12 protein-coding genes are annotated in these 25,772 nt (G+C 73.0%); 2 read left to right on the top strand and 10 right to left on the bottom strand.

Annotated features, from left to right (window positions below):
- Positions 1-21: 21 nt before the first annotated feature.
- The 3 genes from VF330_RS25380 to VF330_RS25370 all read right to left on the bottom strand — a co-directional run bounded on the left by VF330_RS25380 (position 22) and on the right by VF330_RS25370 (position 6,165).
- Positions 22-2,907 (bottom strand): discoidin domain-containing protein, encoded by a 2,886-nt coding sequence (locus VF330_RS25380; RefSeq protein ID WP_330854181.1) that lies wholly within the window; start codon positions 2,905-2,907, stop codon positions 22-24.
- Complete coding sequence (locus VF330_RS25375; protein ID WP_330854180.1) at positions 2,901-5,450, bottom strand: glycoside hydrolase family 97 catalytic domain-containing protein; 2,550 nt, start codon at positions 5,448-5,450, stop codon at positions 2,901-2,903. The genes VF330_RS25380 and VF330_RS25375 overlap by 7 nt, the downstream gene beginning before the upstream one ends.
- A gap of 100 nt (positions 5,451-5,550) precedes the next feature.
- On the bottom strand, positions 5,551-6,165 hold the full coding sequence (locus VF330_RS25370; protein WP_330854179.1) for a hypothetical protein: 615 nt from the start codon (positions 6,163-6,165) through the stop codon (positions 5,551-5,553).
- A gap of 19 nt (positions 6,166-6,184) precedes the next feature.
- Between VF330_RS25370 and VF330_RS25365 the strand changes: the two genes are divergently transcribed.
- Both VF330_RS25365 and VF330_RS25360 read left to right on the top strand, forming a co-directional pair.
- Entirely contained in the window at positions 6,185-6,343 is a 159-nt protein-coding gene (locus VF330_RS25365) for a hypothetical protein (RefSeq protein WP_330854178.1), read from the top strand.
- A 267-nt stretch (positions 6,344-6,610) separates the two neighbouring features.
- Entirely contained in the window at positions 6,611-7,531 is a 921-nt protein-coding gene (locus tag VF330_RS25360) for an ArsR/SmtB family transcription factor (protein ID WP_330854177.1), read from the top strand.
- 1,214 nt (positions 7,532-8,745) lie between these two features.
- Here the strand turns inward: VF330_RS25360 and VF330_RS25355 are convergent.
- The 7 genes from VF330_RS25355 to VF330_RS25325 form a co-directional block, all read right to left on the bottom strand.
- Positions 8,746-10,551 (bottom strand): SWIM zinc finger family protein, encoded by a 1,806-nt coding sequence (locus tag VF330_RS25355; RefSeq protein ID WP_330854176.1) that lies wholly within the window; start codon positions 10,549-10,551, stop codon positions 8,746-8,748.
- The gene (locus VF330_RS25350; RefSeq protein ID WP_330854175.1) at positions 10,548-11,651 is read right to left on the bottom strand and encodes a VWA domain-containing protein; all 1,104 of its coding nucleotides are present in this window, start codon (positions 11,649-11,651) and stop codon (positions 10,548-10,550) included. The genes VF330_RS25355 and VF330_RS25350 overlap by 4 nt, the downstream gene beginning before the upstream one ends.
- On the bottom strand, positions 11,648-13,849 hold the full coding sequence (locus VF330_RS25345) for a DUF5682 family protein (protein WP_330854174.1): 2,202 nt from the start codon (positions 13,847-13,849) through the stop codon (positions 11,648-11,650). The genes VF330_RS25350 and VF330_RS25345 overlap by 4 nt, the downstream gene beginning before the upstream one ends.
- Positions 13,849-14,919: an AAA family ATPase gene (locus VF330_RS25340; protein WP_330854173.1), complete on the bottom strand. Its 1,071-nt coding sequence runs from the start codon at positions 14,917-14,919 to the stop codon at positions 13,849-13,851. The genes VF330_RS25345 and VF330_RS25340 overlap by 1 nt, the downstream gene beginning before the upstream one ends.
- Positions 14,916-18,404 carry a WGR and DUF4132 domain-containing protein gene (locus VF330_RS25335; RefSeq protein ID WP_330854172.1) on the bottom strand — a complete coding sequence of 1,163 codons (3,489 nt, stop codon included), beginning with the start codon at positions 18,402-18,404 and terminating at the stop codon, positions 14,916-14,918. Before VF330_RS25335 ends, VF330_RS25340 begins: the two co-directional genes overlap by 4 nt.
- 43 nt (positions 18,405-18,447) lie before the next feature.
- Positions 18,448-22,080 carry a DUF4132 domain-containing protein gene (locus VF330_RS25330; protein ID WP_330854171.1) on the bottom strand — a complete coding sequence of 1,211 codons (3,633 nt, stop codon included), beginning with the start codon at positions 22,078-22,080 and terminating at the stop codon, positions 18,448-18,450.
- An 89-nt stretch (positions 22,081-22,169) separates the two neighbouring features.
- Positions 22,170-25,682: a DUF4132 domain-containing protein gene (locus tag VF330_RS25325; RefSeq protein ID WP_330854170.1), complete on the bottom strand. Its 3,513-nt coding sequence runs from the start codon at positions 25,680-25,682 to the stop codon at positions 22,170-22,172.
- Positions 25,683-25,772 lie beyond the last annotated feature (90 nt).

Below are 25,772 nucleotides of genomic sequence, written 5' to 3'. Positions count from 1 at the left end.
ACCATGCTCCTGGTTTGCCGACTAGCCGGGAGCTAAACCGAGACTCCTCAGCGAGGCGTGGCCCGGCTGCCAGCGCGTCGACACCGCCACATACCGCGCCGTCTTCGAGGTCCCGTAGGACTTCCCGTCGAGGCTGTAGGTGACGGTGTGCGGAGGCGGTGTCCCCTCTGTCCACCCGAGACTGACCGCGCCGACCGCGCGCGGCGCGCCGAGGTCGACGACCATGCGGCCGTCCCGTCCCGGAGTCCACGCGGTGCGGTCGGAGCCGTCGACGGCGTTCGCCGGGTCGCTCATGCCGGGTGGCAGCACGGAGTTCGGGAACGTGACGCGGCCCAGCGCGAGGTCGTCGAACGGGAACGCCGCCGCACCGGGCACCGTGACCGTGCGCTCCGCCGGGCCGAGCACGACCGGCAGCGAGAAGCCGTCGCGGTGGGTCAGCGTGAAGCGGGCCGGGCCGCCGCGGAACGTGACCCTCCCGGCGTCGTGCACGACCGCCGTGATGCCCGGTGGGATGCCGCGGGCGGTGAACCACGGTGCCTCGACCCGTGCGGTGGCGGCGGGCAGCGTGAGCGCGTAGTCGGTGCCGCTGCTCGTGGTCACCTGCGTGCCCCGGTAAAGCCGGGTGCCGCGCAGACGGACGGTTCCGGTGACGTCGGCGTCCGACAGGTTGAACAGGGTGAGGAACCCGTCCGCCGTGCTCGCGCGCACCCGGTCCGGGCACTCCGGCGCCGGTTCCGCGGCGATCGCCCGCAGGTCGGCGCGGACGTACCCCTCGACCAGGCCGGCCGGGAGCGTGATCGTGTCGCCCTGCACGGTGATCGCGCCGGACCGGGCGACGAACCCCGCGCGGCCGTCGACGTCGAGCCAGCCCGGGGTGCTGAGGTCGGGGCGCGGGTACTCGGCGGCCGTCGTCCAGTCGGTGCCGTTCTCCGACGTCTCGATCCGGTAGGCGCCCGCCGCGGCCGTCTCCCAGCGCAGCCGCACGGTCCGCACCGTCGTGGCCGTGCCGAGGTCGACGGCGATCCAGCTGTCGGCACGTCCGCGTTCGGCGCGGGCGACCGCCCAGCGCGTGGCGGGGTCGCCGTCGGTGGCCTTCGCCGGTTCGTAGCCGGGGTCGGACGACGACGCCGTGGCAGGCAACTTCTGCCGCGAGTTCACCTCGAAGTCGAACAGCGAGTAGCCGTAGGTCGGGTGCGGTGTCACGCCGACCATGCGGACGTGACGTGCGGTTGTCCCCGAAAACGTCAGTTCGTCGACCCGGAAACCCTCGCGGGCCGGGACGGACACCCTGCCCGCCGACCCCGTGTAGGTGCGGGAGCCGGTGAGGCCCGGCATCCCGGCCATCGCGAGGTTGTGCACGTCCACGCGTCCTGGCTGGGGGAGCGCGCACACGATCGTGCCGGTGGGCAGGGTGGCGGTGCCGGCGAACCCGTCCGCGAACCGCAGCAGGGCCGCCGTCGCGTCGAACCCGTCCCGCACCTGCTGGTGGACGACGACGTTGCGTCCCGTGACCGCCTTCGCGGGCAGCAGCATCGGAGTGGCACCGCTGATCTTGAACAGCCAGTCGTCGTGCCGTGGCTGCCAGGCGAACTTCGTGAAGCCCTGCTTGGTGACCGTGCCCGCCCACGCCAGTGCGGACTGGTGGGTCAGCAGACCGGGGTCCGCGCCGTGGTCGATCGTGATCGCCACCCGTGCGAAGAAGTCCTCCTCCGGCACCGGAGTCGCCGGCGGGCGCAGCTCGTGCAGCAGGTAGCTGATCGCGAGCTCCGCGCGGGCCTCCGGCTCGTACTTCGGCTCACCCGAGAACTTCGCGAGCCGGTGGACCGGTGGGTGCGCCTGGTAGGCGAGCAGCCGGGACGCCAGCGCGACCTCCGCGCGGGCGGCCATCGCGTCGCCCAGCACGGTGGAGCGGAACGCGAGCGGGATGACGTCGCGGCCGTAGAGGTGCTCGCGGTCGTTCACCATCGGCATCAGCGGTTCGCCGGCGTCGCTCATCGTCGCGAGGATGGTGCGCCACAGCAGTTCCCCGTTGGGCTGCCTGGTCAGCACCTCCGGCAGCGGCCGGCCCGCCAGCAGGAAGTGCACGGCGTTGCGGCCCGAGGTGCGCCACAGCTCCTCCTGGTAGTGCGGGCCGAACGAGCCGTGGTTCTCGACGAGGAACGTGTCGTGCAGGTTCGTGGCGGTGTTCGCCGAGATCGGTACACCGTCCACTGTGGAGGGATTGGCGAGGTCGGCCGCCGGTAGACCCGCCTCGTTGCGGCTCCAACGGGTGAACGCCTCGCGCCAGCCGGGCCCGTCGCCGTGCCAGGCGAGTCCGGGGGTGAGCGCCTGCGCGTAGACGCCCATCTCCTCCAGCTTCGTGTCGCCGCGGTAGCCGCCCGTCGCGCCGTTCGGCGTCCAGCTCCCGGAACGCGGGTCGTCGGCCGTGCCGAGCGACGTCGTGTACTCGGCCTGGCCGCGCGCGATCGCCTCGACGTCCGCGCGCGTCGGTGCGTCGAGGTCCTGCCAGAGCAGGCGGGCGGCCAGCACGAAGTACGACTGGAAGGTGGTGTCCCAGAACAGGGTCTTGCCCCATTCGGTGCCGCCCGCGAGGACGTTGCTCGCCGCGAAGTGCCTGATCGTGGCGAGCGTGTGCTGCCGGAGCACGTCCTTCTCGACGCCCGCGAGCGCCGCGTCGTAGGTGCCCCTGGTCAGCAGCACGGCGTTGCCGAGCACGACCGCGAACCCGAAGTCCGTGCGCCGGTACCGTCCCGCCGTCGCGTCGAACTGCGTCTCGGCCCACCGGGTGTGCCTGAGCAGCACCTCGTAGTAGGTGTCCTTCACCCGGGCGAGCTCGGCGGCGCCGGCCTTCGGCGCCAGGGCCAGGAGTCCGGTGGCGGTGAGGAAGAGCCGTCGGGTGATCAGCATGTGAGGATCGGCTCCGCCCAGTCGGCGTGGTCGAAGTTCTTGCCGTCGCCGCCGTCGGTGACGCGCAGGCTCAGCATCCTGACCCCCGTCACGTCCACGTCGACCGACCGCGCCGCGCCCCTGCCCGCGACGGTTCCGCTGTCGTACAACGCCGTGCCGTCGCCGAACACCTGGAACGAGACCGAACCCGGCTGCTCGGTCTCGTCGTCGAGGCCGAGCATGGCGGTGAGGTGCTCGCAGCCGCGGCCGAGGTAGATCGAGACCTCGGACGGAGCGTGCACGCCGAGTCCCTTGGCGTAGGTGACTCCGCCGATGGTCAGCGGCCTGCCGTCACCGCCGTCGCTCTCGCCGTTGGAGCGGTCGCGTTCGACCGGTCCCCAGCCGTTGGACTCGCTCATGAACGGCAGGTCGCTGACCTGAGCGCCGTTGCCCGGCACCGGTGGCGGCACGAACGCCTTGACCGCCTGCTCGACGTGCACGCCGTCGCCGAACGTCGCGACGACCGGCACGTCCACCGGGCCGATCCGCGAGCCCGCCGTGAGCCGCCAGCTGCCGGTGACCGACTCACCCGGCGCGAGCTTCTGGCGCCGCACCGCCGTTCCGCCGGCGGTCCAGCTCTCCGGCGCGACGGCCGTGAGCGTGACGTCGCGGATCTCCTTGTCGCCGTTGGTGAACGTGCCGCTGACGTCGAGCGTCGAGCCCGGTGGCGTGTCGGCGGCCGTGGCAGGGGAGACGGTCAGCGTGGTCTTCGGGGTCTGGCGGATCGGCTGGTCGCACGTCTGCAGACCGGACCGGTAGCGGCAGACGACCGCCGCGAAGCCGCCGTTGCGGCGGACCGGGACGCTGAGCGTGTCGGTGCCGCGCAGCACCTGGCGGTCGCGGACGACGTCGGCGCGGGTGGCGGGGTCGCGGACGGTCTCGACCAGCCACTGCCCGCCGCCGAGGAACGCCAGCGGTGCCTTGAGAGTGCGGTCCTGGGTCGCGATGCCGCCGAGGAACCACCGGTCGCCGTTGCGGCGGGCGACCACGGCGTGGGAGTCCGGGTCGCCGTCGAGCAGCCGGGTCTCATCCCAGACCGTCGGGAGCTGGTTCAGATAGCGCAACGCCTGCGGATGCCGTTCGTAGGCCTCGGGCTTGTCCGCGAAGTGCGTCCAGCCCGACTCGTAGACGACCGGGAGCGCGACCTCGTGCGCGACCGTCGCCTCCCTCGTGCCGACCTCCAGCGACACCGGCGTGTAGTCCATCGAGCCGGCGACGTTGCGGGTGAAGAACTGCACGGGGTTGTTGGCGGCGGGCGGTGAGTTCTCGGCGCCGCGCACGCCTTCCATCGAGAGGATGTGCGGCCAGGTGCGGGCGAGGCCGTGCGGGATGGTCGAACCGTGGAAGTTGACCATGAGCTTGAGGTCCGCCGTCTTCTGCAGAACCGCGTCGTACCAGCGGTAGCGCTCCTGCGAGTCCGACTCCATGAAGTCGAGCTTCACGCCCTTCGCGCCCCACTGCTTCACCCTGGGCAGCACGGTGTCGCGTTCCTGCTGCGTGTCGAGGTCGCTCCAGCGCATCCAGAGCAGGATCTCCACGCCCCTGGCCCGCGCGTAGCGGACGAGCTCCGGCACCCACGCCGAGCTCCAGCCCTCGTCGACCAGGGAGTACTCCCACCCGTTGCGGGCGGCGAAGTCCACGTACTGCTTCTGCCGCTCGAAGTCGCCGGGGCTGGAGTGCTCGCTCAGCCACGACCACGCGACCTTGCCCGGCCTGATCCACGACGTGTCGCTGTACTTCGCGGGCGTGGCGAGGTCGTCGACGAGGGTGGACGTGCTGACGGTGGCGAGGTCGCCGACGATCGCGGTGCGCCACGGCGTCGTCCCCGTCGACTGCACCTGCGCGTCGGCCAGCACTACCTGGAACCCGCTGCCGTTCCCGCGCAGCCTGCTGCCGGCATAGCGTCCATCCACATCGGACTCGGTGAGCAGTGCGAAGTCCTGCCCCACCTGGAAGAGCGACGGGTAGCCGAACTCGCCGCTCGCCGCACCCGCGGTCGTGCGCACGCGGTTGTTCTCGTACCAGGCGTTGTAGGGCAGCAGCCACGCCTTGGAGTCGGCGGGGACCTGGAAGCTCGACGCCTCCGCCGTGACCGTGGCGGCGTTCAGCACGTACCGGTAGGCGACGCCGTCCGGTGCCGCGCGCACGACGAGGTCGAAGCTCCCGTTCGCGTTGCGGAACCCCAGGGTCGACTCGGTCGCGCTGGTGGAGCGCTGCAGGCGCTTGCCGTGCGGCATGGTGTACCGGTCGGTGACAACGCGGTCGGTGCGCCCGGTGAAGACCAGGTCCCTGGTCAGGTCGGCGGCGGTCGTGGTGAGCCCGACGGCGGCGGGCCGCAGGACCGTTCTGCCCTGTCTCTTGATCGCGAGGGTCAGGTTTCCGCTGGTCAGGGTCACTTCCGCGGTGACCTGGCCCGGTCCGGTGACGGTCCAGCCGGTCGGCGCGGCGACGGCGGGTGCGGCGGGCAACAGCAGGGCGAGCACGAGGACGAGCAGTCGCGACATCGTTGTCAGCTCCCGGTGGTGAGACCGCTCCCATCGTGTTGGGGCCGCTCGCCGCCGGTCAAGTGGCTGATGGTTATCAGTCCTCTTGCGGACAGACCGGTCAGAGCACGACGATCTCGATCTCCCTGCCGAGCTTCGCGCCGCCCAGCAGGTCGAGGTCGTCGCCGCTCCAGAACCGGCCGGGGTCGTACCAGTTGGGGCGGCGCTTCGGCAGCAGTCCCATCTCCTCGTACGTCACGGCCACGACCTCCGCGCAGAAAGCGCTCTCCAGCGAGGCCTCGGCCTTGGGTCCCACGGGGACCCGCCCGCGCAGCCACCGGGAGGCGAGCTTGGCCGTCGACGGGAACGGCGTGCCGTCCAGCCGCGCCACCGTCCTGAGCGCCGCGTCCTCCATCTCGCGCGTCACGTCGTGGTCGAGCTGCCGCAGCCACGCCCGCTGCCCGTACTTGTCGTGCCACGTCACCACGGCGTCGCGCAGGTCGTGCAGCTGCGCACCGCGCTGGTGCGTGCCGCTCCACATGTCCTTGAGCGACTTGCCGAGCTCGGCGTGCCACATCAACGGCGGCAGGTCGTCGATGACGATCGCCATTCCCACGTGGTTGACGGGGCTGTTCGTCATGGCCTGGATCGCCCGGTCCGCAGGACTGCGCCCGCGGAACACCCACACGTCACCGGTGCGGGTCATCTCGACGGCTTGGTCCAGAGTTGTCGGCATAGCCCCGTACCCTATGCACATGAAGCTCTGGAAGCTGCTCGGCATCGCCGCCTTCGCCGGTGTCGCGACCAGCGGCGTGGTCGTGGCCCGCAACCAGCGCCGCCGCGCCGCGTACACGCCGGACCAGGTCCGCGAGCGGCTGCACGCCCGCGTGGCGGAGGCGTCCCGCCCGGAGTGATCCCGTGGGCCGGTAAATCGATTCCGACGGTTGTGCTGATCCCATTTCCCGTGCACTCGACCGAGGGATGCGGCTGATCCGCCGCGGGTGCGCCCAAGATTCGGTCGAACGGCGCGAGCAAAGCCGTGACCAGCCGCTGAGGCGCCGAACAGCCGGCACAAGCCCGTTCGGCGTTGTCCACTGGACGTTGTCAACTTCGGCGGGCCTGACGCCGGACAACGAAATCTGCGTACCGTCGGAAGTGGTTGCACTCCGGGGGGAAAGCACATGCCGATGGTGTTGTCCGAGTCCGCGCCGAAAGGCCGCGGGCTGACGATTTTGTTCGAGTTGGAAGACCTCGCGCGCACGCGGTTCGCGCCGGCGCCGCTGCCGATGTACGAGCTGGTGTTCACCGTCCACAGCGGCGCCTGGGACCGCCTGCTGCTGCCGCGGATCCGCCCGCTCGCCGAGCTCGTCCGGCCGGGGCGGTTCATCCCCGACTTCTTCAACTCCGCGCGCCCCGACTTCGACGAGGCCGTGCGCCAGGTGCTCGACGTGCCCTCCACGCGGGTGCGCGACCAGATCGCGAGCATGCTGGGCACCACGTCGCCGTGGCTGCGGTCGTACGCGGCGGGCACGCCGGCCGCTCGCCAGGACCTGAAGGCGGCGTTGACCGCGGGGTTCCGCGAGCTGCTCGGGCCGCACTGGGCGCAGACGCGCCAGGCGTTCGACGCCGAGGTGCGGCTGCGGTCGGCGCAGGCCGTCGCGCACGGCCTCGGGAGCCTGCTCGGCAACCTGCACCCGTCGATCTCGTGGACACCGCCCGCGTTGCACGTCGAGCTCACGTGGGAGTCCGAGATCTCCCTGCACGGCACGGGAATGCTGATCGTCCCGGTGCTGAACGGCCTGACCCGGCCCGCGGTGTCGCTGTTCGCCGAACCGCAGCCGCTGCTCTTCTACCCCGTGACGGCGCCGCAGCCGAGCGGAGGCAGCCTCGAGCTCGCCCTGGGGCGGACGCGGACGCTCGTGCTGCGCGCGCTGACGTCCGAGCGCACGACCACCGAACTGGCCAGGCACGTGGGCATCAGCCTGCCGACGGCGTCGCAGCACGCGACCGCGCTGCGCACCGCCGGGTTCGTCTCCACCCACCGCAACGGCCGGTCGGTCCGCCACCGCCTGACCCGGCGTGGCTGGGAACTGCTGAACTGAGGGAGGCACGCATGACCGCGATGCCGCGGTACCGCATCGACCCGAGCCCCCGCGCCCTGGCCGACCGGCTGCGCGCCCTGCGCACCGCCGGAGTCCCCGTCGCCTGCGGTGTCCACGCCGGTCTGTCCGCTCCCGTGGCCACCTCCGCGTTGCACGCGCGGATCACCCACGCCATGGCCAAGGCGTTCGTGGCGGGCACGTCGTCCGCCGTGCCGCGCTTCGAACCGCCGCCGTCGGCCCACCTGCGGTTGCTGACCGCCGCGAGCTGGGGACGGCTCGACGGCGCCGGCTCCGACATGACGTCCTTCCCCGTCGACCTGGCCTCCGAGCTGTGGTGGCGGGTGCACGAACGCACCCTCGGGTCGCTGCGCACCTCCGAACGCCGGCTCGCCTGCGACCTGTTGCTGCGCCTGGGATATCCGCGGAGCGCGGCGTCGGTGATCGGCCTCAGCGTGATCGACGCCCGCACCCACGTGCTGTCACCGGACCTCGCCCTGGAACAGCTCGCCGTCCTGCGCTGCCACCTCCCGGCCTCCGCCGTCGAGGCGATGGCGTTGCGCGGCGCCCGTTCCGGCCTGCCCGCCGAGACGCGCCGCGACCTCGCGCTATACGTGGTGTTCCGCAACGCCGCGCGGGGCGCCGACTCCACGTCCCTGCGGGCCGCCGCCGCACTCGCGACGAAGGCCTCGTCGGAACTGCCGCGCGGCGGGTTCGCCGGAGCACTGCAGCGGGCCCGGCTGCACCGGGCGATCGCCGTGGTGCCGTTCGTGCGGCACGACATCAGCGAGACGCACCGGCTGCTCGGGCGGGCGCTGGAGAGCCTGACCTCGACCACGCCGGGAGACGCCGAGATCGACCGGCTGGCGTGGGCGGACGAGGCCTACGCGCTGTACAGCTTCCTCGTGCGGACCCACCTCTCGGCCGGCCTCGCGCAGCGCGCCGCCGGCTACACCGGCGAGCTGGTCGAGCTCAGTCCCGGCGACGACCGGACGTGGGCGCTGCGCGGGGACGCCCTGGCCGCGTGCGGGCTGCTCGACGACGCGGAGGAGGCCTACGGCCGTGGCGTGGCGCTGGGTGGAGCGGGTGCGGCGCGAGCGGCCTACCTCCGGGGGTTCGTGCTGGAACGGCTCGGGCGGGTGGCCGAGGCCGCCGAGTCGTACGTGCTGTCGCAGCGCGTCGACCCGACGTCCTCGGTCCAGGCGGCACCGGCCCGGTCAGCGGGTGTCGGCCGTGACCAGCAGCCGCAGGTGCGCGCTGAGCCAGGTGGCCGTGGCCGGGCCGTCGGCGAACGCCGTGACCCGGTCCGCCGCCGTGGCCAGGCCGGTGCGGCGCAGGTGCGCGCCGACCTCGCGCACGCGGGCGAGCAGGCCGTCCGTCAGGTGGTCGAGGCCTCGGTGCGCGGCCTCGGCTAGGACGGACAGCGCGCTGTCCACGCTCGCGCTCAACGGGTCCGACGCCGTGACACCGGGCGGAAGCGGTTGCGGTGACGTGTCCGCCGCCAGGTCGAGCACCACCACGCCCGCCTCCGTGTGGACGGCCAGCGGATCGACGACCAGCGTGCCGCGATGGCGGCGCACCGAACCGGTGACCGTCGTCGGTCCCGTGCGCAACGCCGCCGCCAGCGCGTCGAGCGAGCCGGGCGCCACGGCCCGGTGGTTCGCTTCGAGGACGCACGTGCCACCGGCCGGGCCGTGCAGCGTGGCCGTCAGGCGTTGCGCGGCGGGGTCGTAGACCAGGTCGGTCACCTCGGCGACGCGGACCGCGCGCACCAGCTCCGCCTCGACCCGTGCTCGGACCTGCCGCGGCGGCAGTTCGGCGAGGTGCGCGGCCGCGGCGTCGTAGTCGTCGACCACCAGCGCCCGCGGCAGGTGGTCCCAGGCCGTGCCGACCGGGGTCAGCGAGGTCTTCGCGACCCTGCTCGTCTTCAACGCCACCACCCGGCTCGCGCTGCGGGTCGCGGACTCCGAGACGACGTTCGACGCGGCGAGGCGCTGACCGGTGCGCAAGGGGGTGTCCCGTTGCACCAGCACGACGTCGCCCGACGCGAAGTACACGTCCACGGCGTTCTCGGCCCGCACCCGCGCACCGAGCGCCGTCAGCCGCACCCGGCGCAACGGCGTCTCCGCCGGTTCGTCCGGCCCCAGCACCTCCGCGCGGGGACCCGTGGCGGTGATCCGCGCGTGCAGCTCGGTGAGCAGCGCGGCGAACCGCTCCGCCTCGTAGCCGGCACTCCTGCGGCGGTACGCGGACAGCTGGTCCAGCAGCTCGGTGATCACCGCGGCCGGCCAGTGCAGGCGCTGGGCGGTCAGGTCGCGGTGCAGGCGCTGCCACGCGACGTCCAGCACCTCGCTCGCGTTGGTCGCGCCGTCGAGCAGCAGCTGGTCGAGCAGGTCGGCGACCGCGCTCAGGTCCGTCGCGGAGGTGGGAGCCCCGCCCACGTCCACGGTGTCGGTGCCCTGGGCGTCGGCTTCGCGGAACGCCCACACCGCCAGCGCCGTCGCCTCGTCCTTGTTGACCGCGTCGGTGTGGACGTACGACAGGTCGCCGGGCACGAGGAACGTGACCGTGCAGGTCGGCAGCTCCGCCTGCGCGGTCTGGTCGTCCGCCGCCGGTCGCCGGAGCTTCGCGCGGTAGCCGGCCTGGAACGCCCGGCGCGCGCGGCGCAGCGTGCGTTCGCCCATCAACGCCACCAGGTCGTCGTCCGTCACCGCGCCCGGCGACCACACCTCGGCCGGCGCGCCGGCCTCCCGGGTGCGCTGGTAGGCCAGCACGACGGCGATGCGGTGCCGGCACACGCCGGACGCGCCGCAGCTGCACTGCGCCGAGTCCAGCGCCACGCCCGGCGGCAACGTCGTCGTGGTGCCGTCCGGGAACTTGCCCTGGACGGTCCCCGCCGCGTCGCTCTCGAGCGCCGGGACGACACCCGCGTCGAGCTCCTTCACGGCGCGCTTCACCAGACCGCGGTTCGCCAGCGCCGCCAGCGCGTCCGGGGTCAGCGCCAGCAGGTCGGATCGGGTCACCTGAGCTTCTCCGCAACGAACTCCGCGAGCTGTCCCGGGGTCATCGCGCCCACGTGGGCGCCGACGTTCGCGAGGCGCTGGCCCAGCGCGCGGTCGTAGTCCGGGTTCGCCTCCTCGTCGAGCGCCGCGAGGCACAGCACGTGCGTGCCCTGCTCGCACAGCTCCTTCACCGTGCGGACCAGGTGCGCCTCGCTGCCGCCCTCGTAGAAGTCGCTGATGATCGCGACGATCGACCGGCGCGGGCTGTCGACGAGCCCCGCCCCGTACGCCACGGCCCTCGCGATGTCCGTGCCGCCGCCCAGCTGCACCTTCATCAGCAGCTCCACCGGGTCCGTCACGTCCGAGGTCAGGTCGACCACGTTGGTGTCGAACGCGACGAGGTGCGTCCGCAGCCCCGGCAGGCCCCACAGGCAGGCCGCCGTCACCGCCGAGTGGATCACCGAGCTGGTCATCGACCCCGACTGGTCGACGAGCAGGACCACCTGCCACTGCTCGACGTGCCGCTTGGTGCGCGAGACGAACTTCGGGTGCTCGATCGCGAGCTTGCGCTCCTGCGGCTGGTAGCGCTGGAGGTTGGCCCTGATCGTGGACCGGAAGTCGAAGTTGCGCGAGTTCTTGTGGATGCTCGGCCGCCGCGACCGCGTGCCGCTGAAGGCGGTGCGCACCTCGGTCTTCAGCTTCTCCATCAGCTGCTTCACCACGGCCTCGACGATCTTGCGCGCCATCGCGAGCACGGCCGGGTTCATCAGGTGCTTGGTCCGCAGCACCGCGCGCAGCAGCGCCGGGTTGGGCTCGATCCGTTGCAGCACCTCGGGATCCGTGACGACGTCGGTGATCTCGTAGCGCTCGACCGCGTCGCGTTCCAGCCGCTCGATGGTCTCCCGCGGGAAGAGCCGGTGCACCTCGTCCAGCCAGTCGACGGTCTGCAGCACCGAGTTCTCGTTGCCGCCCTTGCGCACGCCGCGTTCGGCCAGTTCGGGATCGCGCCCGTAGAGCCACTCCATCGCGGCGTCCCTGCGGGCGGCCTCGCCCTGCAGGCCGCCGATGCAGCGCGACGCGGGCTCGCCGAGGATGAGCCGCCAGCGTTCCAGGTCCGTCATGCCAGGCCGCCCTTCACCAGCAGCGCGTCGACGCGCCGTTCCACCGCCATCGCCTCCGCCACGACCATCGGGTCCGCGCCGAGCTTCGTGACGCCCCGGACGCTGCCCTCGACGCCGCGGTGGTCGAGGACCGTCGCCGCGATCGTCTCCCGTTCCCTGGGCGGGAAGTAGCCGAACGCGAGCCGCAACGCGGGCAGCGCGACCAGGAACTCGTCCTCGGTCATCGCGCTGACCAGCTCGTCCAGCACCCCGACCAGGTCGGGGCTCGCGAGCACCTCCTCGCGCGCCACCGCGAACAACCCGGCGAGCCAGTCGCCGAGCGCCTCGATGGAGCGGACCTTGCGGACGTCCGGCTGGGTGCCGAGCGCCCAGGCCAGCCCGAGCGCCGCGCCGCGCAGGTCCGGTGGCGCCTCGCCGTCGTTGCTCACCCGGATCGCGACACCGGCGACGTCGGCGGAGTCCAGCGAGAGCGCCGTTCCGGCGTGCAGCACGGCGTCCCTGGTCGCGGCCATCGCCTTGAGCCGCTGCGGGTCGGCGGGCGCCGGTCCGCCGTGCAGGCCCTCGATCAGCCACAGCACCCTGGTGGTGCCCGCGTCGATCACGTCGCCCAGCAACGGGTCCCGCCGGGTGCCGAACAGCCGGTCGTGCCGCCACAGGCCGAGCACGCCGCTGAGCACCTGGCCGAGCGCCGCCAGGTCACCGGTCTCCCGGACGCCCTCGTTGAGCGACTCCTTGACCCGGCCGGACAACGTCGAGATGCCGCACAGCACCGCGTCGAACAGGATCTCGGCGAGCTCCCGCAGCGCCGCGTCCCGCGACCGGCGTTCGAGCGCCACCCCGGCCGCTTCCTCCAGCGTGGCACCGTTCTCGGCGGCCTCGATCAGCGCCGCCAGCCGTTCGTCGACCGGGCGCAGCGTCCACTGCTCGTCCAGTCGCGGCTGCGTGCCCTCCGACGGACCGCTCGTGCGCTCGAAGCCGGGGATCCGCAGCACCCGCAGGCGGTGCAGGATCCGGCTGCGCTCCAACGCCCGCGGGTCCGTGAGGTCGAGCGAGATCTTGCCCTCGTGGTCGAGCGCGTGCGTGCGCAGCAGCTCCTGCACGGCGTTGACCAGCGGCGGGGCGGGCGTGCTCGCGTGCAGCCTGCCGACCTTGCTGCCGCCCAGCGCCCCCAGCATCTCGACCAGCGCCGGGTGGGCGCCGGGCTGCAACGTGCCGCGCCGCGTCCACGGCGGCGGCTGCGTCAGGTCCTCGGAGATCAACGCGCTGGTGAGCCCGTCCAGGACGTCCGTGCGCGCCGGGTTCGCGTGCCCGCGCAACCGCGCGAGCGCGCCGGCCTGGGTGCGCGCGGCGATCAGGTCCGCCGTGGACACCGGCTGCTGCTTGCGCCGCAGCCGCGTCGCCACCGACTCGACCAGCCAGTCCGCCGCGCGCCGCGACCCGTTCTCCCACACCTGCTGGTAGTAGCCGGGCGACGGCATGCCCGACTGGTAGCCGGTGAAGGCGTCCAGCCGCCGGTGCGAGTACGGCACGAGGTAGCTCGCGCCCTTCTCCCGTTCCGGCACCTCCGGCCAGTCCGTGCTTCCGTCGAGCTTCGCCTTCAGCGCGGGCGTGTGGAACCCGCCGGTGATGACGACGACCGGCCGGTCGCCCGCGTCGGCCACCGCCGCTCGCACCCACCGCGCCATGTACTCCTCCCGCGCCGAGTCGCCGTCGTCGGCCGTGGCCGTGCCGCGCACCAGGTCGAAGTACTCGTCCATGCCCCGGGGGTCCTCTTCGGACTCGAAGAGGTGGTCCCACAGCACGTCGACGTTGTCGACCGAGAACTCCGCGCACAGCCGGTCGACCACCTCGGTGTAGCGCAGCTCGGCGTCGGCGTAGCGGTTGCTGACGTCCCGGAACGCCTCGTGCCACGCGGGCAGGTCGATGAACCTGACCTCCGCGCCCGCGCGGCGCCCCTCGGTGATCGCCACCCACTCCGGCGAGTAGTCGCAGAACGGCGACCACGACGCGTGCGTGTCCGAGTAGCTGAACAGCGCGATCGGCAGCTCGTGGCCGAGCAGCAGCTCGTCCACGCGCTCGTTGAAGTCGGCGGGACCCTCGATCAGCACGTACGCGGGCCGGTGCTCCTCGATGGCGGCGGCGACCAGCCGGGCACAGGCGGGGCTGTGGTGCCGGACGCCGACGAACACGGCCCCCATCAGCCGGGGAGCAGGTGGCGAGCCTGGTGCAGCGCCTGCCACTGCTTGCCCTTGCGCCGCGACGCGTGCTGCTCCAGGTACCGCCGCAGCCGCGCCAGGTCCTCGGCGTTGTCCTTCGCGGCCGTGCCCGCCAGGCACTCGACGACGTCGGCGGCCGACCCGCTCTCGCCGCGCAGGAACCAGCCCCGCAGGCCCACCGCGTGCGCCACCGACACCGCCTCGGCCGTGCTCATGACGGTGGTCAGCCGGTCGGTGCCCTCCCGCAGGTCGCGGAAGGTCCTGACGAGCACCTCCAGCACGTCCCGCTTCGGCGCGAGCTCCACCCCGGAGCGCTCCAGCAGCTTCGCCGCCTCCTGCTCGACCAGCGCGAGCTCGACGTCGAAGTCGGCGATCGGGAACACCGTCTCGAAGTTGAAGCGGCGCTTGAGCGCGGCGCTCATCTCGTTGACGCCCCGGTCGCGCGTGTTCGCCGTGGCGATGACGTTGAAGCCGTCCTGCGCGAACACCATGCCGTCCGGGCCGTTGAGCTCGCCGATCGCCATCACGCGGTCGGACAGCATCGACAGCATGCAGTCCTGGACCTCCAGCGGGCAGCGGGTGATCTCCTCGAACCGCACGATCTTGCCCTCGGCCATGCCGCGCAGCATCGGCGCCGGGACGAGCGAGCGCGGCGACGGCCCCTCGGCCACCAGCAGCGCGTAGTTCCACGAGTACTTGATCTGGTCCTCGGTCGTCGCCGCGCCGCCCTGGATCGTCAGCGTCGACTCGCCGCAGACCGCCGCCGCGATCAGCTCGGACAGCAGCGACTTCGCCGTGCCGGGCTCACCCACGAGCATCAGGCCGCGGCTCGTCGCGAGCGTGACCAGCGCCCGGTCCACCAGGGACGGGTCGCCCACGAACTTCTTGGTGATTCCGCTCTTCTCGTCGCCCACCACGAACCGCCGGGCGGCGGCGAGGCTCAGCGCCCAGCCCGGCGGCCTGGGGGCGGTGTCGGTGTCGCGCAGCCGCGCGAGCTCGTCCGCGAAGCGGACCTCCGCGGGCGGGCGCTGCGTCGTCTGGGTGCTGGTCATGACTGCAAGGACTCCAGTTCGGAGAGGAGCTCGGAGAGGGTGATCGGGTCGACGTCGAAGACGGCGGGTGCGTCGCGTGGCGCGGACCAGTCGCCGCGGCCGGTGGGGGAGAACCACGCGTCGCTGAACGCGACCTCGGGGAAGACGTCCATCGCCCCGACGGCGATGCCGGGTTCCAGCGACACGACGAGAGCGCCACCGCCGGGGAACGGGCGGGTCATCCAGCACTCGACGCCGGCGTCCTGCGGGGTGCCGCGGACCCAGCCCTTCTTGGTGAGGCCGAGGAGCTTGCCGATCGGGTACGGGGTGTCGCAGTACTTCTTCAGCCGCGGCAGCAGGTCGCCGGCCGGCGCGACGTGGACCGGGCGGCCGAGCTGCGGGAAGGGCTGGAGGATCTCGTAGTCGGCGAACACCTCGCCCCACGCCGCGGCGTCGGACTGGAGGACCACCGGGTGGGCGACACTGACCACGGCCTCGTCGGGCAGCACGAACTCGTCGTCGTTCACGTCGGCGAGCGTGCGGTCCTCGGCGAGCCGGAACGACTGCCCGCCGTCGGTGACCCACACCAGCCGCCGCACCAGGTGCCAGAGCAGCGGGTGCCCGGCGAGCACCGTCCGGAACTCCTCCGCGGTCCAGGTGCGCTGGTCGACCATGGCGCGTTCGAGGCGCTGGATCTGGTCGGACGCGATGGTGCGCACGTCCTTCTTCAGGCCCGCGAACCGCTTGTGCTCCAGCGGCGCCTTGTCCTGGTCGTCCTTGGCGCCGGGTTTCGGGAGGTCCTTGCGGCGCTTGCCGTCCGGGTCGAGGACGAACGGCTTGAGCTGCTCGTCGAACCCGACCGTGAACCGCCGGGTGCCGTAGTCGACCACCAGGGTCGCGGCGTCGTCCAGCCCGAGTCGCGGCACGAGCCGGTCGGAGAGCTGGTCGCGGCTCAGGCCCAGCTCGGCGGCGATCTGCGCGACCTTCTCCTGGGCCTTGGTCTTGAGACCCTTGAACGGCACCTTCTCCGCGATGCTGTTCAGGTGCGACAGCGCCACCTCGGTGCCGATGTCCGCGAGCACGTCCAGGCCCGCGACGGCCCTGGCGTGCTGGCTCTCGCCCGGCCACACCCGGATGAGCGGCGACAGCGACCGCACGGTCGAGTCGTCGCCGAACCAGCCCAGCGCGGTGATCGCCCAGCTCTCCTTCGACGGCGCGCCCGCCTGCAGCCAGGCCTGGAAGACGGCCCACGCGAACGTGGCGAGGGAGTCGCGGTCGAGTGCCTCCCGCGCCACCGGCAGGCCCGCGTAGATCTCGCCGGGCTTGGACAGCGCCGCCGTCATCAGCAGGTGGTGCGCGGCCTCGGGAGACAGCGCGTGCCTGCGGTCCGCGAGCAGGACCTGGGGGAGCAGCCGGGTGTCGGCCCACTCGCCGATGACCGGCATCTTGGCGGGCAGCACGTCGACCGGGTCGACCGACAGCACGACGTCGATGGCGGCCTTCGCACCGCACTGCTCCGCGATGCCCGGCACGTCCACGCCGATGCCGTTCAGGTACCGCAGCGACGCCTCGGCGTTGCGGCGAGCGGCGCCCGGCTTGCCCGCGGCCGCCGGGACGAGCAGGCGCGCGGCCTGGTCGCGGTGCCGGGACAGCCAGTCGACGCCCCAGCGCCGCGCCTGCTTGGTGCGCGCGAACCAGTCGGCCATCAGCGTGGCGACCTCGGGTGTGGCGAACGGCAGCAGCACCACACCGGCCGCCGTGCCGCCGGACTGGACCAGCCGCAGCAGCGCGGGCACCGCGTCGAGACCGAAGCGGGCGGCGATGTTCCTGCCCCACTCGTCGCCGCCGTAGTTGTAGTTCGGCTTCCAGTCGGCCAGCAGGGGCCGCAGCTCGTCGTCGGGAGCGAGCAGGAACAGGTCGTTGTCGTAGTAGCCGATGGTGCCGGCGTGGTAGTTCGCGAGCAGCTTCTTCCAGTCGTGGTGGTCGTGCTTCCACTCCTCGCCGGCCGCGAGCCACTGCTCCCGCTCGTCCGGCTGCCACACCACCGACGACCCGCCGGCCGGGACGTCCGCCAGCACGACGGGCTTGACCGGCTTCTTGCGGCGCAGCCACGGCGGGTTCGCGAGCAGCGGCGGCAGCTCGTCCGCGGCCGCCTCGGGCACGACCGCCGCCTCCGCCTCGGCGAGCAGCGCGGCGACCTCGTCGGACACGGTGAGACCGGGGTGGGACTGCAGGTGCGCGTGCAGCAGCCGGCGCACGTCCGCGTTCGAGGTGGCCCGCTGCGCGAGCAGCCGTGCCGCCCGTGCCGGGAACGCCGCCATCGCCGACAGCAGGGCCGCCCGCACGAACTTCTGGTCCAGCCGGTCGAGCAGGACCGTGAAGGCCTCGTCGGTGGGCAGCGCGGCGAGCATCTTCAGCACCTGCTTGCGCGCGTCGGCCCGCCGGTAGTAGCTCTCGGTCTCGAGCTCCGCGGCGAGTCGGGGCGTGCCGGCCGTGCCCAGCACGTACAGGGCCGTGTAGAGCAGGAACGCGTAGTCGTTGAGCGACTCGTCCGCCTTCTCGAAGTCCTCGGGGGTGCGGGCGCTGCACGGCAGCAGCCACCACCGGTTCGACGAGCGGGGCTGCTCGCACGCCTCGGCGAACCAGTCCGCCCGCGCGGGCAGCAGGTACGACCGCAGCTCCTTCTCCGCCGGCGAGGAGTCGAGCTCCTCCAGCGCCGCCTCCGCGGCCTCGCGCCCGGCGTCGTCCGCGACCGCGATCGCGTACCGGACGGCGGTGAGCAGCTGGCCCGCCGGGTCGGTCGCCGACGTCTGGAACTGCCCGTCCAGCCTCTGCAGGCAGCTGTCCGTCCACTTGCCGCGCTGCCGGTCGTACTGGTGCGTGAAGGCCAAGGTCATGCGCTCGACGGCCGCGACCACGGCGAAGTCCAGCCCGTGGTCGGCGATCCACGCGTGCACGGCCGGAGCACCGGCCTTCACGAGGGTCGCGACCGCCGCGGCGCCCAGCGTGGACGCCCGCCCCGCCAGGTGCTCGCGGGCCGCGGTCACCAGTTCCTCGTCCGTGCCCTTCACGGACAGGGACCGCTCGATCTCCTCGGCGCCGTCGAGCACCTCCTGCCGGAACGCGGCGGCCTTCGCGGCGTCGACCGCGAACTCCGGCGCGGGGTCGAAGCCGCGCTGCCGGATCACGTCGCGCAGCCACGCCTTGGGCATCACCCAGGTGTCCTCGTCGACGGGGACGGCCTGTTCCTGCTCGGACGCCGGCGCGGGAGCGGTGGCGGGCAGGTCCGGGACCTCGGCCGCGCCGGCCGCCCGGTAGCCCTTCTTCTCCTTCTCCGCCACGAGCTTCGCGACGTGCGCCTCCGCCGCCTCGTCGGACGCGAGCTCCTTGGTCTGGGTCTGGCCGTTCGTCTCCAGCCGTCCGAACCGGACGACGACCGTCGCGCCCTCCCGCCCGATCTCCCAGAACTTCGCGGAGCCGTCCGCGACGAGTTCCCACCTGCGCACTGCCTGTACCTCCGGTATCGCTTGAGAAAGTGGACGGTCGCGCTCAGGCGCGCAGGGACTCGAGCTCGGACAGCAGCTCCGAGGCCGTGACCGGGTCGGTCTCGAAGCTCGTCGTCGCGGTGCGCTGGGACGACCAGTAGCCCTGGCCGTCGGCGGAGAACCACAGCTCCGTGATCTTGAGCTCGGGGAAGACGTCGATCGCTCCCACCGCGATGCCGGGGTCGAGCGACGCGACCAGGGCGCCACCGGAGGGCAGCGGGCGGGTCATCCAGCACTCGACACCGCCGTCCTGCGGCTCGCCCCGGACCCAGCCCTTCTTGGTGAGGCTGAGGAACTTGCCGACCGGGTAGTCGACGTCGCAGTACTCCTTCAGCTGCGGCAGCGCGTCGGTGCCGGACTTCAGCACGTGCAGCGGCCGGCCGAGCTGCGGGAACGGCTGGAGGATCTCGTAGTCGGCGAAGACCTCGCCCCACGTCTCCAGCTCGTCCTCGAGATCCGCCGGGTGCGCGACGCGCACCGTGACACCCTCGGGGAAGGTGAACTCGTCGTCGTGGGCGTCGGCGAGCGTGCGGTCCTCGGCGAGGCGGAACGACTGCCCGCCGGAGGTGACCCAGACCAGCCGGCGGACGATGTGCCAGAGCAGCGGGTGCCCGGCGAGGACGGTGTGGAACTCCTCGGTCGTCCAGGTGCGCTGGTCGACCATCGCCCGCTCCAGGCGGTGGATCTGGTCGGAGGCGACGGCGCGGACGTCCTTCTTCAGCGCCATGAACCGCTTGTGCTCCAGCGGTGCCTTGTCCTGGTCGTCCTTGGCGCCGGGCTTGGGCAGGTCCTTGCGGCGCTTGCCGTCGGGGTCGAGGACGAAGGGCTTGAGCTGCTCGTCGAAGCCGACGGTGAACTGGCGAGGGCCGTAGTCGACCACCAGCGAGGCCTCCTCGTCGAGGCCGAGGCGCGGCACCAGCCGGTCGGCCAGCTGGTCGCGGCTCAGGCCCAGCTCGGTGGCGATCTGGGAGACCTTCTCCTGGGCCTTCGTCTTGAGGCCCTTGAACTTCACCTTCTCGGCGATGCTGTTCAGGTGCGACAGCGCCACCTCGGTGCCGATGTCGGCGAGCACGTCGAGCGCGGACACGGCCCTGGTGTGCTGGCTCTCGCCGGGCCAGACGCGGATCAACGGCGACAGCGCGCGCACCGTGGAGTCGTCGCCGAACCAGCCCAGCGCGTGGAGCGCCCAGCTCTCCTTCGAGGGCGCGCCGACCTCCTGCCAGCGCTGGAAGACGGCCCAGGCGAACTCCGCCAGCGAGTCGCGGTCCAGCGCCTCGCGGATGACCGGCAGCCCGGCGTAGACGTCGCCCGGCTTCGACAGCGCCGCCGTCATCAGCAGGTGCCGAGCGACCTCGGGCGACAGCGCGTGCTTGCGGTCTTTCAGCAGGACCTGGGGGAGCAGGCGGGTGTCCGCCCAGTCGCCGATCGCGGGCAGCCGGGCGGGCAGCACCTCGACGGGGTCGACGGCCAGGAACGCCTCCAGCGCGGCGGCCGACTCCGGGGTGGGCGCGAGCGCCACCACGTCGACGCCCATGCCGTGCAGGTACCGCAGTGCCGCCTCGGCGTTGCGGCGTTCGGCACCCGCCTTGCCCAGCGCGGGCGGGATGAGGAAGCGGGCGGCCGTCTCGCGGTGCCGGCCCAGCCACTCGATCGCGACCTTGCGCACCTGCTTGAGGCGCACCAGCCAGTCCGCCATCAAGGCCGCCACCTCGGGCGTCGCGAACGGCAGCACGACCACGGCCGAGCCGGAGTTCGACTCGACGATCCGCAGCAGCGGCGGCAGCGCGTCGAACCCGAACCGCGCGCCCAGCAGCTTGCCCGTGTTCTCGGAGGTCCAGCCCAGCTTCGGGTGCCAGTCCGCGAGCAGGTGCCGCACCTCCTCCTCGGGCGCCAGCGCGAACAGGTCGCGCATGCGGTAGCCGATGCGGTTGGCCTGGAACTCCTTCATCAGCTCCTGCCACGTCACGCGGGCGTGCGTGTACCGCCCCAGGGTGAGCCACTCCTCCCGTTCACCCGGCTCCCACACGAGCGACGGGTGCGGCACGGGCAGGCCCTCGACGACCACCGGCTTGACGGCGGGCTTGCGGTTGCGCCACGGCGGCGAGGCAAGCAACGGCGGCAGGGCCTCGACCGGCGCCTCCCGCACGTCCGCGGACTCGATCTCGACGAAGCCTTCGGGCGGCGTGAGCTGCGGATAGGTCTTCAGGTGGACGCTGAGCAGCTGCCGCATCTCGGTGTTGCGCGCCGAGCGTTCGCCGAGCAGCCTGGCGGCCCGCGCCGGGAACGCCGCCATCGCGGACAGCAGCGCCGGGCGCACGTACTTGGTCTCGATGCGGTCGAGCAGGATCGTGAACGCCTCGTCGGTGGGCAGCGCCGCGACCACCTTCAGCACCTGCTTGCGGCGGTCCGCGAGCTGGTACTGGTGGTCGAGCGCGGCGGCCAGCACCGGAGCGATGGCCGGGCCGAGCACGTACAGGGCCGTGTGCAGCACGAACGCCGAGTTGGTGACCGACGACTGGGCGTTGTCGAACTCCTCGAGCGTGCTGGCGCTGCACGGCAGGATCCACCAGCGCGTGCCCGAGTGCGGCGTCTGCGCGGCCTCCGCGAACCAGTCGGACCGCCCGGGCAGGAGGAACGCCCGCACCAGCTTGGCGGTGGGCTCGGTCAGCGGGTCGAGGGAGTCCAGCTTCTCCAGCGCGGCCTCGGCGGCCTCGCGCTCGGCGTCGGACGCCACCGCCAGCGCGTAGCGCACGGCCAGGAGCATCCTGCCCTCGACGCTGTCGAGGACGATGTGGAAGTAGCCGCCCCGCGACTGCAGGCGCTCCTTGCCGTACGCGCGCTGCTGCGGCAGCCACTCCGGTGCCGAGGCCAGCCGGGTGAACGCGACCGTCGCCTCCGTCGCGAACACCACGCCGTGGTCGGCGATCCAGGCGTGCACGGCCTGCTCGCCGCCGGCGATGACGGCCGCGACCGCCGCCGCGCCCACCGGGTCGGGCCGCCCGGCCAGGTGTTCGCGCGCCGCGTGGACCAGGTCGGGGTCGGACGCCGGTTCGGAGAGGATTCGCTCGATCGTGGTGGCGGTCTGGGTGCCGACGCGGCGCCTGGCCTCCTCGGCCAGTTCGGTGTCGACGGTGAAGACCGGTGCCGGGTCGAAGCCGCGCTGCCGGATCACGTCGCGCAGCCAGGCCTTGGGCATGACCCAGGTGTCCTCGTCGGCGGGGAGGGGCTTGGCGGGGGACCGGTCGGCGGAGGGAGCGGGCGGGGTGGGAGCGGAGCCGGTGGTGGCAGCCGCGGCGGTGAGCCGGTCTGCGGGGAGCGCGGGGGCGCCGGTGGTGGACTGGCCGGTGACCGGCGGTGCGGTGGACGGCGTGCCCGCGCCCGAGACGGTGGACAGGTCGGCCGCGGCCTGGCCCGCGGTGGGCGCGCCGGCCTCGGTCAGCGCGCGGTAGCCCTTCTTCTCCTTCTCCGCCACCAGTTTCGCCACGTGCGCCTCGGCCGCCTCGGTGGACTCGAGGTCCTTCGTCTGGGTCTGGCCGTTCGTGTCCAGCCGTCCGAAGCGGACGGTGACCGTCGTGCCTTCCCTGCCGATCTCCCAGAACTTGGCCGAGTTTCCGGAGACGAGCTCCCACCTGCGCACTGACTACTCCCCGCGTTCGATCCGTGACTGTGTTGACTGTGAACGTCTTCTGCCCGTCTGACGTGCGGGACGGGCCGGTCGTTCCCGTGTTACGCGTGCAGGGACTCCAGTTCGGAGAGCAGTTCCGAAGCGGTCACCGGGTCGACGTCGAAGGTGGCGGGACCGCCGCCTCGCGGGGCGCTCCAGGCACCCTCGCCGGTGGGGGAGAACCACAGCGAGCTGAACGTCATCTCGGGGAACATGTCGACCGCCCCGACGGTGATGCCGGGGTCCACGCAGGCCACCAGCGCGCCGCCGGACGGGAGCGGGCGGGTCATCCACGGCTCGGTGCCGTTGTCCTGGGGCTCGCAGCGCTCCCAGCCGCGTGTCGTCAGGCCGAGGAGCTTGCCGACCGGCATGGCCCGGCCCACGTACCCCTGCAGCTGCGGGACGACGTCCTCGCCCGGCGTGAAGGCGTGGGTGGGGCGGCCGAGCTGCGGGAACGGCTGCAGGATCTCGTAGTCCGCGAACACCTCGCCCCACGCCGGCAGGGCGCCGGCCAGGTCGACCGGGTGGGCGACGCGGACGGTGGCGCCGGCGGGCAGGGTGAGCTCGTCGTCACCGGAGTCGGCGAGGGTGCGGTCCTCGGCGAGGCGGAACGACTGCCCGTCGGAGGTGAGCCAGACCAGGCGGCGGACGAGGTGCCAGAGCAGCGGGTGCGCGGCCAGGACGGTGTGGAACTCCTCGGCGGTCCAGGTGCGCCGGTCGACCATCGCCCGTTCCAGCCGGTGGATCTGGGTGGTGGCGATGCCGCGGACGTCCTTCTTCAGCGCGGTGAAGCGCTTGTGCTCCTCCGGCGCCTGCTCCTGGTCGTCCTTGGCGCCGGGCTTCGGGAGGTCCTTGCGGCGCTTGCCGTCCGGGTCGAGCACGTAGGGCTTGAGCTGTTCGTCGAAGCCGACGGTGAACTGCCGCGGTCCGTAGTCGACCACCAGCGTCGCCGCGTCGTCGAGGCCCAGGCGCGGCACGAGGCGGTCGGACAGCTGGTCGCGGCTCAGGCCGAGCGCGGCGGCGATGCCGGCGACCTTCTCCTGCGCCCTGGCCTTCAGGCCCTTGAACTTCACGCGTTCCGCGATGCCGTTCAGGTGGGTCAGCGCGACCTCGCTGCCGATCTGGGCCAGCACGTCCAGGCCCGTCACCGCGCGGGCGTGCTGGCTCTCGCCCGGCCAGGTGCGGATCAGCGGGGAGAGGCGGCGCACCGTCTCGTCGTCGCCGAACCAGCCGAGCGCGGTGAGGGCCCAGCCGTCCTTCGCGGGTGCCTCCACGTCCTGCCAGCGGCCGAAGACGGCCCAGCCGAACTCCGCCAGCGACGCGCGGTCGCACTGCTCGACCGCGAGCGGCAGCCCGGGGTACACGGCGTCCGGTTTGGACAGTGCGGCGGTCGTCAGGAGGTTCCGCGCGGCCGCCGGGGGCAGCGCGCCCGACCCGTCGGCCAGCAGCACCTGCGGGAGCAGGGCCGGGTCGGCCCAGTCGCCGACGACCGGGATCTTGGCGGGCAGCACGTCGAGCGGGTCGACGTCGATCAGCGTGCGGACGGCCGCTGCCGCCTCCGCGGAGACCGACGCGGCGACGGCGACGACGTCGACACCGGTCTCCAGGTGCAGGTGCAGGTGGCGCAGGGCGGCCTCGGCGTTGCGGCGGGCCGGACCCGCGGCGCCGAGCGCGGCGGGCAGCAGCTGGCGGGCCGCGGCCTCGCGGTGCCGCGACAGCCAGGCGACGGCGTGCGCGCGGGCGGTCTTGAGGCGCACCAGCCAGTCCGCCATCAGCGCGGCGACGTCCGGGGAGGCGTAGGGGAGCAGGACGACGCCGGACCCGTGCGGGTCCGCCGCGGCCAGGCGCACCAGCGCGGGGAGGGCGTCCAGCCCGAACCGGGCCGCGATGCGCCGGCCCCAGCCCTCGCTGTCCCAGGTGTCGGCGGGCACCCAGCCGGCGAGCAGCGGGCGTGCGACCTCGTCCGGGCCCGCGACGAAGAGCCTGTGGTCGTGCTTGCCGGTGCTGGGCCGGACCAGCGCGTTCCAGTCGCCGGAGTGCCGGGACCACCAGCCCGTCAGCGCGGCCCACTCCTCGCGCTCACCGGGCAGCCACGCGAGGTGGGCGGCGGGGACCGGGACGTCCTTGAGCACCACGGGGTCGGGCTGCGCCTTGCGGTGCTCCCACGGCGGCTCGGCGAGCACTCTGGGCAGCGCCTCGGCGGGCGCGTCGGCCACCACCTCGGGCGGCGTCACGCCCTCGGGCAGGACGAGGTCCGGATGGGACAGCAGGTGCAGCCGCAGCAGGTTGCGCACGTCCACGTCGTCGGTCCGGGTCGCCAGCAACCGGGCCGCGCGCGACGGGAACGCGGCCATCGCCGACAGCAGCGCCGGCCGCACGTACCGCTCCCGCACCCGGCCGAGCAGCAACAGGAACGCCTCGTCGGTCGGCAGCGTCGCCAGCACGTCGAGGGCCAGCTTCCGGCTGTCCGCACCCGTGTCGATCTTGCTGCGCAGGTTGGCGTCGAGCAGGGGTGCGAGCGCGGGCCCGTGCACGAACAGCGCGGTGCACGTGCCGACCGGCGACCAGGTGAAGGGACCCACCCGCAGGTTCGCAAGCTGGTCCAGCGTGCTCGCGGCGCAGAGCACCATCCAGAACGGCGCGTACTGGGCGGCGTTCGCCTCCTCGAACCAGTCGTGCCGCGTCGGCACGAGGAAAGCCCGCGCCGCCAGGCTGAACGCGTCGGTGCCGAGCGTCTCCAGCTCCGCCGCCGCCGCGTCGTAGGTGCGCTGGTCCGCGACCGCCAGGGCGGTGCGCACCGCGACCAGCGACCGGGCCCTGGGGAGGTCGTCGCCGTAGTGCCGCTGCGAGGCCCGGCGCAGCGAGTGGCCGGACCACTCCCCGGTGCGGCCGTCCTGGTAGTTGTAGATGTGGACCGACGGGTGGTGCACGGCCGCCGCGGCGGCGAAGGGCAGACCGAACTCCTCGATCCACCAGTGCACCGGCGAGCACTCCGTGGTGGCCACCTCCGCGAGCACCGCGGCGCCCACCGGGTTCGGGTCGCCGCCCAGGTGGTCTCGCAGCGCCCGGACCAGGTCGCCCTCGGACGCCGGGTGGGACAGCACCTCGGCGAGCTTGTCGGCGTTGGCGGCGATGCGGTCGCGGAGCTCCTGTGCCAGGGCCGGGTCGACGGCGAACTCGGGGAGCGGGGTGACGTCCCTGCGGGGCATGGCTTTGCGCAGCCACTCCTCCGGCATCACCCAGACGTCCTCGTCGGACGGAGGAGCGGCGGCGGGCGCCGGAGCGTGCGTGGCGGGAGGCGGGGGAGTGGCGGCGGTGGGCGTGGTGAGGGCCGGTGCGGGAGCGGCGGCCTCGGGCGTGCCCGACGTGTCCGCGACGCTCCGGTAGCCCTTCTTCTCCTTCTCCGCCACCAGTTTCGCGACGTGCGCCCGCGCCGCCTCCGCCGAGCCCAGCTCCTTGGTCTTGGTCTGGCCGGCCGTGCCCAGGCGTCCGAAGCGGACTGTCACCGCGACGCCGGTCTGGTCCACTTCCCAGAACTTGGCCGAGCCATCGGCGACGAGCTCCCACCTGCGCACTGCGAAACCCCCTGAGTCCGATCCGGAGCTGATGTCCACGGACCGTACCCAGGGGGTCTGACAGTTTTCGTCGATCAAGCGAACTCGCTG

Source organism: Lentzea sp., from assembly GCF_036380075.1.
In the GTDB taxonomy this organism is placed as follows: domain Bacteria; phylum Actinomycetota; class Actinomycetes; order Mycobacteriales; family Pseudonocardiaceae; genus Lentzea.
Note: the sequence above shows the minus strand (reverse complement) of the source record. Positions and strands in the feature narration are given on the sequence as shown.